9 protein-coding genes are annotated in these 12,440 nt (G+C 66.9%); 5 read left to right on the forward strand and 4 right to left on the reverse strand.

The window, feature by feature from the left end; all coding sequences use genetic code 11:
* Window positions 1-89: 89 nt before the first annotated feature.
* The 5 genes from ACP159_RS22860 (at window position 90) to ACP159_RS22880 (ending at window position 7,693) form a co-directional block, all read left to right on the forward strand.
* Entirely contained in the window at window positions 90-467 is a 378-nt protein-coding gene (locus ACP159_RS22860; protein WP_425102048.1) for a response regulator, read from the forward strand.
* A complete protein-coding gene (locus ACP159_RS22865; RefSeq protein WP_425102049.1) occupies window positions 464-2,866 on the forward strand; it encodes an ATP-binding protein in 2,403 nt (800 codons plus the stop codon). Before ACP159_RS22860 ends, ACP159_RS22865 begins: the two co-directional genes overlap by 4 nt.
* Window positions 2,867-3,045: 179 nt before the next feature.
* Window positions 3,046-4,020, forward strand: a complete 975-nt coding sequence (locus ACP159_RS22870; protein WP_425102050.1) for an efflux RND transporter periplasmic adaptor subunit — start codon at window positions 3,046-3,048, stop codon at window positions 4,018-4,020.
* Window positions 4,017-7,235, forward strand: coding sequence for an efflux RND transporter permease subunit (locus ACP159_RS22875; RefSeq protein ID WP_425102051.1), 3,219 nt, complete (start codon window positions 4,017-4,019; stop codon window positions 7,233-7,235). The genes ACP159_RS22870 and ACP159_RS22875 overlap by 4 nt, the downstream gene beginning before the upstream one ends.
* A gap of 152 nt (window positions 7,236-7,387) precedes the next feature.
* Window positions 7,388-7,693, forward strand: a complete 306-nt coding sequence (locus ACP159_RS22880) for an SH3 domain-containing protein (protein WP_425102052.1) — start codon at window positions 7,388-7,390, stop codon at window positions 7,691-7,693.
* Window positions 7,694-7,839: 146 nt separating this feature from the next.
* On the opposite strand, the gene ACP159_RS22885 is transcribed toward ACP159_RS22880, so the two are convergent.
* Genes ACP159_RS22885 through ACP159_RS22900 form a run of 4 tightly spaced genes read right to left on the reverse strand, consistent with a single transcriptional unit; the run spans window position 7,840 to window position 12,333 of the window.
* Window positions 7,840-8,739: a hypothetical protein gene (locus ACP159_RS22885; protein WP_425102054.1), complete on the reverse strand. Its 900-nt coding sequence runs from the start codon at window positions 8,737-8,739 to the stop codon at window positions 7,840-7,842.
* A gap of 2 nt (window positions 8,740-8,741) precedes the next feature.
* Window positions 8,742-10,349 carry an acyl-CoA synthetase gene (locus tag ACP159_RS22890; RefSeq protein ID WP_425102055.1) on the reverse strand — a complete coding sequence of 536 codons (1,608 nt, stop codon included), beginning with the start codon at window positions 10,347-10,349 and terminating at the stop codon, window positions 8,742-8,744.
* Complete coding sequence (locus tag ACP159_RS22895) at window positions 10,346-11,524, reverse strand: acetyl-CoA acetyltransferase (protein WP_425102056.1); 1,179 nt, start codon at window positions 11,522-11,524, stop codon at window positions 10,346-10,348. The genes ACP159_RS22890 and ACP159_RS22895 overlap by 4 nt, the downstream gene beginning before the upstream one ends.
* 11 nt (window positions 11,525-11,535) lie before the next feature.
* Window positions 11,536-12,333: an IclR family transcriptional regulator gene (locus ACP159_RS22900; RefSeq protein ID WP_425102057.1), complete on the reverse strand. Its 798-nt coding sequence runs from the start codon at window positions 12,331-12,333 to the stop codon at window positions 11,536-11,538.
* Window positions 12,334-12,440 lie beyond the last annotated feature (107 nt).

The following is a 12,440-nucleotide window of genomic DNA, read 5'->3' on the forward strand; positions in this document are numbered from 1 at the left end:
CGTCCAGCGACGTGCCAACGGTTTCAGCGTAGGGGTAATCGCCTCTCCAAACAAGGCGTCAATGGGAAATTAGCACTGATGAGGACTGCGTGGCCAACATCCTGATTGCAGATGACGATCCCGATTTTTTGCAGGTCTTCCAAAGGGGTTTGACCGCCATGGGCCATCACGTGCACTGCGTGAGCGGCGGCAAGTCGGTCCACAGGCTGATCGAGGCGAACCCCGGGCAGTTCGATATCGTGTTTCTCGATTTCGTCATGCCCGGCGGCGGCGGCGTGAGCACGCTGCACAAGCTGCGCTCCGTCGATGGCAACATTCCGGTGGTTTTCATCACGGGACACGTGGACGCGCTGGATTCCCCCTTGTTTACCATGGGGTTGGGCATGACGCAGGCGCGGGTGTCCAAGACCACGCCGCTGGCGGACCTTGACAGGCTGGTGCGCAGACTGACGGTGACCGGCCCATGATGGACCGGCTGGTCAGCCTGCATGACCTGATGGACCGCCTGTTCGGAGGTCTGCTGACACGGGTGCAGGGCTGGCTGGCGCTGGCGGTGCTGGTCATCAGCTTGGCGGTTCTCGGTCTCGGGCATCTCGCCGGGTTGGAGGTTTTCGTGCGGGGTTGGCCGGGCATGCCGGCGATGGTGCCGGAGACGGCCATCGGCCTCGCGGCACTCTCCCTTGGAGTGATTCTCTGCCTGAAATTGTCTGAAAATCAGGCGCGACTTCCGGTCTTGTCGATCAGCCTCGGGGTGATCGTCTTTTCGGTGCTGAAACTGTGGGGGACGCTGCGCACGCTGGCGACGCTCGATCTTTCAGCGGACCACGTCGCCATCGGAACCGCCCTGTGTTTCCTGCTGAGTGCCCTTGCGCTTCTGAGCAGCATCGTGCGCGACACCATTCTCGCCCGGTTGGTGCGGTTGTCGGCGGCGACCGTGTCGATGACGCTCTGCCTGTCCAACCTGGCGCTGCTGATCACGGGAACGCCGGTGATCTGGCGCGATGCGGTGCTGGCGGGGATGTCGCTTTACACCGCGCTCTGCTTTGTCCTGCTCAACATCACGTTCCTGCTCGACCTCGTGCAGCGTCCGGCCCCCGAGGCGGATCGGGCGCCGCGCGGTCCCTTGGCCTATGTCATCGTGCCGATGGCCGTGGCGCTGCCGTTCGGGCTCATCGCCATTCTCATCTCGCAACTGGGGGCCAACAGCGAGGTGCAGCGGCAATCCACCAGTTTCCTGATCTTTGCCTTTGCACTCGGGCTGGTGGTTCTGAATGCCACTCTGGCGTTCCGGCGCTGGATGCTGGAACAGCTGCGCGTGCGCGAGAAGGCGCGGCTCGACGCGGTCATTGACGCCATCGGCACCGCGCTCTTCGTGGAGACCGACAAGGTGTCGCCGATGGTCATGAATGCCACGGCGCGCAGGATGGTCGGCCCGGAGATCAGCGCCAAGGCGTGGCTGGAGACCGCGGCCTTCCACGCCCCGCACAGCCGCGCTCCGTTGACCGGGGGGGCGCATCCCTTGGCGCAGCTGCAGCGCAGCGAGCCTGGGCGGGAGGTGCACGCGGCCTGGCTCGATCCCTCCGGCAGCGAGCGCTACCTGCGGTTCTCGCAGCGCGTGATCGCCTTGTCGCCGGACACCCCCGCGCTGCGGCTGATCGAGGTGCAGGATCAGACCGAAAGCTGGCGCACGCGCGAGATCCAGTCGCGCAGCGAACGCATTTCGGAAATCGGCGAGTTGGCCAGCGGTCTGGCGCACGAAATGCAGAACATCTTCGGGGTCGTCCGCCTTGCCAGCGACCTCGGCAAGATGCTCGAGTCGTCCGAGACGGTGCGCGAACAGTTCGTCACGATCAGTCGCGGCTGCGACCGTGGCACGCGGATGACCGAACAACTCCTGCGCCTCAGCCGGACGAAAACCGAGGTAACGATGTCCGTCGACCTGTGCGAGACCGTCTCGGGGCTGGTCGATGTCGGACGCGCCAACCTGCCGGAGAAGATGACGCTCACCGCGGATCTGCCGGAGGGGCCGCTCTGGGTCCGATGCAACGTCTCGGCGCTGACCGCGGTCGGCATGGAGGCGATCCTGAACGCCCGCAATGCCATGCTCGACGCCGGGCAGGAGACCGGGCGGATCACCATTGCGGTCGAACGCGGGCACCTGGGCGAGGATTTCGGGCTGGTCCCCAGTTTCGACCTGTGTTTTCGCGATACCGGCCCGGGGATGGGTCCGGAGGTGCTGAGGCAGGCAACACAGCCGTATTACACGACGCGCCGCGCCGCCGGGGGCAGCGGGCTGGGGCTCTCGGTTGCCAGCCAGTTCGCGCTGCGCAGCGGCGGGAGGCTGGTGCTCGACTCGCGGCCCGGCGAGGGCACGGAAGTGCGTCTTTGCCTGCCGGTCGCCGACCCGGAGACCGTGCCGCCGGGCAGCGCAAGTCCCGTCGCACCGGAATCCGCTGATGCCGCCACCGCACCGGCTCCGGCGGATCTGACCGGGCTGCGCATCCTGATGGCGGGCGATCCCGAGGCCACGCCCGAGGACCTGCCGGTCCGGCTGGAGATGCTCGGCGCGGACATCACGGTCAGCCATACGCTGTCCGAGACCATTGCCCGCATTGAAACCGCCCGGCCGTTCGACGTGGCCGTCATTGACGCGCAACTCTGGGGCGGGGCGACCGCGCAACCGAGCATTCTGGCCATGGCCATCGAGCAGTTCGGGCCGAAAGGCATCATCCATCTGATCCCCTCGGGCTGGGTCGGGCAACGCTCGGGACCGGAGACGGGATTGACCGTCTACCAGCCCGCCCGGCTCGATATCCTGGTGAACGCCATCCTGATCGCCGCCCGGCACAGGCCGACCGCCCGCTGAGGCACGCGGGAGCGGCAAGGGGCCAATCCTGCCGTCGGCGCGGTTGACGCAGGGCGGGCGCCGCGTTCCTTGCGAGAATTTCCGGAATTCCGTGCCTGACTTGATCCGCGTCAAGGCGTGACATTCAAATTGCCGCATGCAAGGGGCATGGACCAGCCATTGCCCCGGAGGACATGCGCGTGACAAACCCTGGAAAACTTCTGCGCCTCGTGCTGGGCGCGGTGCTCATAGCGACGGCGGCGCGGGCCGAGACACTGCGCGTGGCGCCGAGCCGCCTCGTTGAATGGAAATCTGTCTATGGGCAGGTGGAGACCCGCAACCGGGTTCCGGCGCGGGCGCGGATCGGCGGGACCGTGGTTGATCTCGATGTCAGCGAGGGCGATGCGGTCACTGCCGGGCAGCGGATTGCGCGGGTCGTGGACGACAAGCTGGATTTCCAGCTGGCCTCGCTCGACGCGCGGCTGGAGGCGGCGACGGCGCAGCTGGAGACCGCCACGGCGGATCTGGACCGCGGCGAGGAACTGATCAAACGCGGCGTCATCACCGCGCAGCGGCTGGAGCAGCTCCAGACGGCGGTGGACGTGATCCAGGGCGAGATCCGCAGCCTCGGTTCGGAACGGCTGGTGATCGAGCAGCAGGTGGCCGAGGGGGAAATCCTGTCGCCGGAGGCGGGCGTGGTGCTGACCGTGCCGATCTCGCGCGGCTCCGTCGTGGCCCCGGGCGAGGCGGCGGCGGTGATCGCTGGCGGTGGCGTATTCCTGCGGCTTTCGGTGCCAGAGCGACATGCCGGTGATCTGGTCGAAGGGGCAGAGATCGAGATCGGCTCGTCGGCGGGCCAGACCGGCACACTGGTCAAGCTCTATCCGCAGATCGAAGGCGGGCGGTTGCAGGCGGATGTGGAGGTGGGCGGGCTTGACCCGCGTTTCGTCGGGCGGCGGATGCCGGTTCGGCTGCCGGTGGGGGAGCGGGAGGCCTTGCTGGTGCCGGAAGCGGCGCTTGAAAGGCATGGCGGGCTCGATTTCCTGACCATCGCCGAGGAGGGGGCCGAACGCAGGCGCGCCGTGGTGCCGGGGGGCACGGTATCGCGCGAGGGCGAGGCATGGGTGGAAATTCTGACCGGGCTCGCGGCGGGCGAAAGCGTGGTGCTGAAATGACGGACCGGACCTCCGGCACAGGCACGCTCGGCATCGCCGGACGCCTGACCCGCGCCTTCATCGCGTCGCCCCTGACGCCGCTGTTCCTGCTGGCGTCGCTCGCCGTGGGGCTGATCGCCCTGTCGAGCCTGCCGCGTGAGGAAGAGCCGCAAATCTCCGTGCCGCTGGTGGACATCCGCGTGATGGCCGACGGGCTGGCCGCGGAGGACGCGGTGAAGCTGATTACCGAGCCGCTGGAAACCATCGTCAAGGGCATCGACCAGGTCGAGCATGTCTATTCCGACACCCGCGACGACCGTGTGATGGTCACGGCGCGGTTCGTCGTCGGCGTGCCTGCGGAGATGGCGATCCTGCGGGTGCGGGACAAGCTGCTGGCCAATCTCGACCGGATTCCGGTGGGAATCCCGGAGCCGCTGGTGGTCGGGCGCGGGATCAATGACGTGGCCATCGTTTCCCTGACCTTCTCGCCGGTCGAGGGCGAGGACGCGGTGACAGCCGCCGACCTGACGCGCATCGCCCGCGAAGTGCGGGTGGAGCTGGCGAAGATCGACGATGTGGGTCTGACCTATATCGTGGGCGAGACCGACGAGGCGCTGCGCATCGCGCCCGATCCGGAGCGGCTGGCGCTCTACGGGGTGACGCTGCAACAGCTTGCGGCCAAGATCTCCGGCGCAAACACCGCCGCGCCCGCCGGGCAGCTGCGCGACGGAGGCGAGCAGATCGGCCTTGTCATCGGCAAGACCCTTTCGACGCCGGAGGAGATCGCCAACCTCGAACTGACCACCCGCGACGGGCGCACGGTCTATGTCCGGGACGTGGCGGATGTTGCCTTTGTCTCCGATCTCGACGAGCACACCGTCGCCACATGGCAGCGCGGCCCGGAGGGGGACGTCACCCGCCGACCCGCCGTGACGCTCTCGCTGGCGAAGCGGGCAGGGGCGAATGCGGTGACCGTCGCCGAGGAGATCCTGCACCGGGTCGAGGGGATGGAAGGCGGCTTGATCCCCGACAGTGTCGAGATCGAAATCACCCGCGATTACGGCGAGACCGCCGACGAGAAGGCCAACGAACTGCTGTTCCACCTTGCCCTTGCCACGGTCTCCATCGTGGCGCTGGTGCTGCTGGCCATCGGCTGGCGCGAGGCCATCGTGGTGGCCGTGGTGATCCCGGTGACGATCCTGCTGACGCTCTTTGCCGCCTATATCATGGGCTACACGCTCAACCGCGTGTCGCTCTTTGCGTTGATCTTTTCCATCGGCATCCTTGTCGACGACGCCATCGTGGTGATCGAGAACATTGCCCGGCACTGGGCCGGGAAGATCGGCGGGCGCGATACGCAGGACGCGGCGGTGGCGGCGGTGGCGGAGGTCGGCAACCCGACCATCGTGGCGACGCTGACCGTGGTGGTGGCGCTGCTGCCGATGCTCTTCGTTTCCGGGCTGATGGGGCCTTACATGTCGCCGATCCCGGCCAATGCCTCGGCGGCGATGATTTTTTCCTTCTTCGTCGCGGTGATGATCACGCCGTGGCTGATGAACAGGATCGCGGGCCGGGCCTATGCCGCCCACGGCGGCCATGCGGACCACGCGCAGGGCGGGGCCCTTGGCCGGGCCTATGCGGCGATCGCGCGGCCCTTGCTCCGGACCAAGACCGGCAGTTTCCTGTTCCTTGTCATCGTCGTGGTGCTGTCCTTTGGCTCGCTCGGGGCGCTGTATACCCGTGACGTCACGGTGAAGCTGCTGCCGTTCGACAACAAGTCGGAGCTTGCCATCGTCATCGACCTGCCCGAAGGCGCCTCGACCGAGGCGACGGATGCAGTGGCCAGCGCGGCGGCGCATGTGGCGCTGGAGCTGCCCGAAGTGCTCTCGGCGCAGAGCTACGCGGGCACGCCCGCCGCCTTCAACTTCAACGGCCTCGTTCGGCACTACTTCCTGCGCCAAAGCCCGGAGATGGGTGAGGTGCAGCTGAACCTTGCCGCCAAGGGCGCGCGGGAGCGGACGAGCCATGAGATTGCGCTGGACCTGCGGGCGCGGCTGGCCGGGCTGGACCTGCCGGACGGCGCGGTGGTCAAGGTGGTCGAGCCGCCCCCCGGCCCGCCGGTGATCTCGACCCTGCTGGCGGAGGTCTATGGCCCGGATCAGCCCACCCGGATCGAGACCGCGACACGGGTGCGGCAGGCGTTCGAGGCGGTACCGTTCATCGTCGACGTGGACGATAACCTTGGTGAGCGGCCGCGCAGGCTGCGGGCGCAGCTCAATGTGAGCGACTTGGACTTCTACAAGGTGCAGGAGGCTGACGCGCTCGACACCCTGCGATTGCTGAACAGCACCACGACGGTCGGCTATTCGCATCGCGGCGAGGGGCGGCGACCGATCCCCATCGTTCTGGCGCGGGCAAAGGCGGACCGGACCATGGACGAACGCGCTCTGGCGATCCCGGTGCCCGCAAACGCCATTCCCGGCGCACGCGGCGTGGTGGAACTCGGCGATGTCATCTCGATCACCGAGGAACGCGCTTCCTTCCCGATCTTCCGGCACAATGGCTATGACGTGGTCATGGTCACGGGAGAATTGGCGGGCGTCTTCGAGGCGCCGCTTTACGGGATGCTGGCGGTGGCGGATGTGCTCGATGGCATGGACTGGACCGACGGCGAAAAGCCTGTGATCCGCATGAACGGTCAGCCGGAAGAGACCGATCATCCGGTGCTCCTCTGGGATGGCGAGTGGGAGGTCACGTGGGTGACGTTCCGCGACATGGGCGCGGCCTTCGGCGTGGCGCTTCTGGGGATCTATATCCTTGTCGTGGCGCAGTTCGGCAGCTTCCGCCTGCCGCTGGTGATCCTGACGCCGGTGCCACTGACCTTCCTCGGCAACATGGCCGGGCACTGGCTCTTCGGAGCGCCGTTCTCCGCCACCTCGATGATCGGCTTCATCGCGTTGGCGGGGATCATCGTGCGCAACTCTATCCTGCTGGTGGATTTCATCCGCCATGCGGACCCGGAGGGCAAGGTCACGGTCGACGTGCTGATCGAGGCGGGGGCGACCCGGTTCAAGCCGATCCTGCTGACCGCACTGGCGGCGATGATCGGGGCGGTGGTGATCCTGACCGACCCGATCTTCCAGGGTCTGGCGATCTCGCTGCTGTTTGGTCTGATCTCCTCCACGGCGCTGACCGTGCTGGTGATCCCGGCGATATACCGTCTTGCGAAGACCTGAAAGAGCGGGGCGGGCGCACCTGCGTCCGTCTCGCGCCGTTCCGGGGATGGTTCCTCGGCGTGCCGGTGCCGACCGGGATGGTTCCGGATTGTGCAGAGCGGCAAAAGCCGCCAAACAGGGGAAAACACCAACCACAAAAAGGGGCAGGCATCATGAAAACCACATATCTTGCCGCGCTGAGTGCGCTTCTGCTCGTTGCGGGCTGTGGCAACACGGTCGGCAACACGATCGGCAGCGTGACAGGTAGCCGCACCACGGTGCACAGGGTCGGGCCGGACGATCTGCTCAAGCTGCGGAGCGGACCGGGGCTGGAATACAAGGTGGTGCTCGGACTGCCGGATGGCACCGCTCTGCTGCGCCGCGAGTGCGTGACGGAACTCGGCCAGCAGTGGTGCCGGGTCTCGCTGGCGGATGCCGCGGGTGTGTCCGGCTACGTCTCCGCCGACTACCTGCGGTAGATGTGATTTCTCAATACGGCGTTCGTTCGGTTCATCCCTGCATGGCTGAGGTTGGTAACGACTCAAGCCCATCAGGGAGAACCGAATGAGCGCGCATCAGAATGCCCGATCCTCGGTACGGTGTCCCCTTGGGCCGGGGGCACGCGTCAGGCCTGTGCCGGGCTGGCAACCAGCAGCACCTCGAAGGTGACGAGGACCGGCCCCTGTCCGCGCGCCAGATCGCCCGCATGGAGATGGCCCACCGGATCGACGCAGGCGAGGGGCAGGGCCCTGCAGATCCCGTCTTCGATCCGGCAGCCATCGAGCAGCAGGACCTCGGACAACGGCGTCCGCATGGGCGGCGCATCGGTGAAGCCGGCGCCGATGAGGCTGCCGAGACCGTGGATCGTGGCGTCGGCGAAGCCGGCCCCGGCGCAGGCGGTTTCCAGTGCCGGGCGCAGGTCCTCATGCGGTCGGATGGTGAGCAAGGCGGCATTGGGCGCCGATTGCCAGGGCCGGGGCTCGGGACGGAACAGCGGGAAGTTGGTCTCCGGGTCCGTCGCAACAGCCATCCGTGCGCCGGTCAGCAGCCAGAGCGAGACGGTGCACTCCTCCGCCAGCGTGCAGTGATCGTTGAGCAGGTGGCCCATGGCGGGGGCGTCCTCGGTCCACTTCGCATGGGTGTGCAGGAACCATGCGCCGTCCTTCATACCCACCGAAGCGGTGGCGCGGTCCAGCGTGATGCCGCCGGTGCGGTGGGTCTCGCTATACCAGGCCGCATGGGCGTCATCCGCGGGACCATCGGGCATGACGTAGTGCATCTGTGCGAGCCGGAGCCCGTCGAGGATCGCACAGGCGCCGTCCGCGCCTTCGGCGTCCACCGCCTGCGCCACCGCATCGAGCAGCGTCATGCCTTTGGGCAGCGTCGCCCTGGCATGGCGGGCATGACAGGGCACAAGCGTCTGCCGCGCCGCCTGCACCGGGCCGGGATGGGTTACCCAGTCGTGGCTGTCTCCCTCGGGCATCGGCGTGGCATCGGCGCGGCGCGGGGCAGGGATCGGACGCATGGTCAGGCGCTCCGGGGGGCGGCAGGCGCCGGCATCAAACCCCGCGCGGTCAGTTCCTCGCGCACCAGCTTCTTGGTGATCTTGCCGTAGGCGGTCTTCGGCATCTCATCGAGGAAAACATAGTACCTCGGTGCCTTGTACTTCGCCACCCGCCCGTCGAGCCAGGCCCGCAGCGCACCCTCTTCGATCCGCGCCCCGGTCTTGGGCACGCAGACACACAGGCCGACCTCGCCCCAGCGCTCATCCGGTACGCCGAGGATGGCGACCTCGCTGACACCGTCGACGGTGAGCAAGATCTCTTCGATCTCGCGTGGATAGACGTTGGAGCCGCCGGAGATGTACATGTCCGACGAACGCCCGGTGATGTAGAGATAGCCCTGCGCATCCAAATGCCCCAGATCGCCGGTGCGGAACCAGCCGTCCCGGAACGCCTTGGCATTGGCGCCGTCGTCGTCGAGATAGCCGGGAAAGACCGAAGGGCCGATAACGCAGATCTCGCCGGTCTCGCCCGGGGCCAGAACCGTCCCGTGGTCGTCCTGGATGGTGACTTGCAGGCCGGTGCGCTCCACGCCGCAGGTGCCGGGGCGGGCCTCCGGGCTGTCCTCCAGAAAATGATCCTCGGGTCGCATCACGGTGATCGCGCCGGTCACCTCGCCAAGCCCGTAATATTGCACCAGCACGGGTCCAAGCGCCTGCAAGGCCCGTTTCTGGTCGGCGCGGTACATTGGAGCGCCCGCGTAGATGACGTGGCGCAGGGTGGAATGGTCGAAGCGGTCGACGGCAGGGTCCTCCACCAGCATCTTCACGATGGTCGGCACGGTGAACATGTTGCTCACACCCCAATCCTGAACCATCTGCCAGGCCTGCGCGGGATCGAAACGGCCCTGCGGCAGGATCACGCTTTTCGCACCCGCTGCGATCTGCGCCATCGCATGCGCCGCCGCACCGTGGCTCAGCGGTGCGACCACGAGCGAGGCATCGCGCGAGGACAGCCCCGGCATCAGGTCGTTCATGTGGTTGAGGATGGTGAAGGTCATCTGGCCATGGGTCAGCACGACTGCCTTGGGCCGCCCCGTAGAGCCGGAGGTGAAGAACAGCCAGCAGGGTTCATCCCGCGTGACCTCCTCGTTGGGGTAGCCCGTGCCGAGGTGGCGGGCGATCAGGTCCTCGTATCGGTGCGCCTCGGGCAGGGTGCCAATGGCGACGATGTGGTCGACAAGCGATGCGCAGGCCTGCGCGTGGCCGGGGAAGGCCTCCTCGACGATCAGCACCTTCGCGCGGGACTTCTCGCACTGGTAGGCGACCTCGTCCGTACCCTGCCGGAAGTTGGCGGGGGCCCAGACCAGACCGGCCCGGAAGACCGCCATCATCACTTCCAGCATCTGGTTGTTGTTGGCGGACTGCACGAGCACAGTGTCGCCCTTCGCCAGCCCCAGATCGTGGCGCAGCGCAAACGCCAGCGCACTGACCCGGGCGTCGAACTCTGCCCAGGTCCAGGTTTGCCCGTCATAGACGGTGGCGACGGCCCCCGGCTGCCTGCGGGCCTGTTTGGTCAGGAAATAGGCGATGTTCGGCACACGGGTGCTGCTGGGCCAGGGCGCAACGCTCATTTCACGCGCTCCAGGATCGAGGTGTAATTCGCCACCGCCGCGCCGCCCATGTTGAAGACCCCGGCCAGCGTCGCGCCGTCCTTCTGCATCTCCCCGGCCTCATCGGCCAACTGCATGGCTGCCATGACATGCATCGACACGCCCGTGGCGCCCAGGGGGTGGCCCCGCGCCTTCAGCCCGCCAGACAGGTTCACCGGCAACTTGCCATCCGCCTGCGTGATGCCCTCGCGGATCACCGTGTGGCCCTTGCCCGGCTCCGCCAGCCCCATGGCCTCGTACTCCAGCATCTCGGCGATGGTGAAGCAGTCGTGGGTTTCCACGAGGTCGAGGTCATCGAGTGTGATCGCCGCCTGTTCCAACGCCCCGCGCCATGCCCGCGCTGCCCCGGCGAAGGAATACGGCGCCGTACGGCGCGACAGCGCCATGAAATCGTTGGCGTGGCTGTGCGCCCGGAAGGCCACGGCCTTCTTCATGCTTTGCGCGGTTTCCGCGTCGCAGACCACCATCACCGCCGCACCGTCGGAGATCAGCGAGCAGTCGGAGCGCCGCAGCGGACCCGCGACCACCGGGTTCTTGTCGCTGACCGTATTGCAGAAGGCAAAACCGAGGTCCTTTTGCATATGCGCCACGGGATTCTTCATGGCGTTGCGATGGTTCTTGGCGGAAATCATCGCCAGCGCGTCGGACTGGTCGCCATAGGCCTGGAAATAGCTCTGCGCGATATGGCCAAAGACGCCCGCGAAGCCGGGGGAGAAATGACCCTCTTCGGCATAGTAGCTGCCGCGCAGCATCAGCGCGGCGGCGTCGGCGGGCGGGATGGTGGTCATCTTCTCGACACCGACCACAAGCGCGATGCGGCCGCGTCCCGATCCGACGAAGTCCAGCGCCGAGTAAAGCGCCGCGGAGCCGGTGGCGCAGGCGTTCTCCAGCCGTGAGGCGGGCACATGCGCCAACTCCGGCACCGCCATGCCGACGAGACCGGCCTCGAAACTCTGGGTCACGAACCCGCTGTTGAAGGTGCCGAGGAAGATGCCGTCGACATCCGCCGCGGTGATCCCGGCGTCCTCCAGCGCGGCGGGGACGGTGGCGGCGATCAGGCTTTCGGTGTCAGGGCAGTCGTCCAGCTTGCCGAAGCGGGAATGTGCCCAGCCGATCACGCAGGGTAAATTGCTCATCACGGTCTCCTTCAGGTGGCGCGTTTGGGGGAAAGGGGTCTGAGGCGGGCTTCGACCTTTGCCGCCTCGCTCTTGAGCATGGTGGCGAGGCTGTCCTGCCGGTTCCCGGCCATGCGGCTGTCGATGGCGGCGATGGAGAGAGCCCCGATGGCCGCGCCGGACGGGCCGCGTACCGGCACGCCGATGGCCCAGGAATTGGCGACATACATACCGGGGTTCAGGCTCCAGCCCCGCGCACGCGCTCTTGCCAGTTCCTCCCGCAGGAAGGCATCGTCGAAACCGGGAAACTGTGCCGTGCGCTCGGCGCGTGTGGTCTCGATCACCGCTTCGGCCTCGGCTGCGGGCAGGGCGGAGAGGATCGCCATGGCCCCCGCGCCGACACCCAGAGGATGCCGTGCGCCGGGCTGCAGCACATGGGTGCGGATCGGAAAGCTGCCTTCCTCCCGGTGCAGGCAGACGGCATGGGCGCCGCGCCGGATCGACACGAAACTGCTGTCGCCGCTGGCATCCGCCAAATGAAGGAGGCTCTCCATCGACACGTCCAGCAGCGTGTTCCGCCGCGCCGCGCTCGCCCCGGCGATCAGGCATTCGGGACCGGGGAAATAGCCGCCCTCGGGGCTCTGCTCGACATAGCCGGAGCGGATCAGCGCCAGCAGGATGCGTCGGATTGTCGGCCGGCTGAGGCCGGTCTCGCGCGTGAGGACGGGCATCGGCACTTCCTCGCCGCCGTGCGACGAGATCAGCGACAGCAGCATCAACGCGCGGTCGATGCTCTGGCTTCCGGCGGCTGACTTCTCCTTGGTATCCATATAATGGACATCCTCCCTTCCACTTTTATTGCCCTGATTCCGGAGTAACTCAAGTGAAAATTGGGAAATGGGCTTCTTGCTGTTAAGGGCTTTACAGAACGCGATTC

It is taken from the genome of Tropicibacter sp. S64 (assembly GCF_049803835.1).
In the GTDB taxonomy this organism is placed as follows: Bacteria; Pseudomonadota; Alphaproteobacteria; order Rhodobacterales; family Rhodobacteraceae; genus Pacificoceanicola.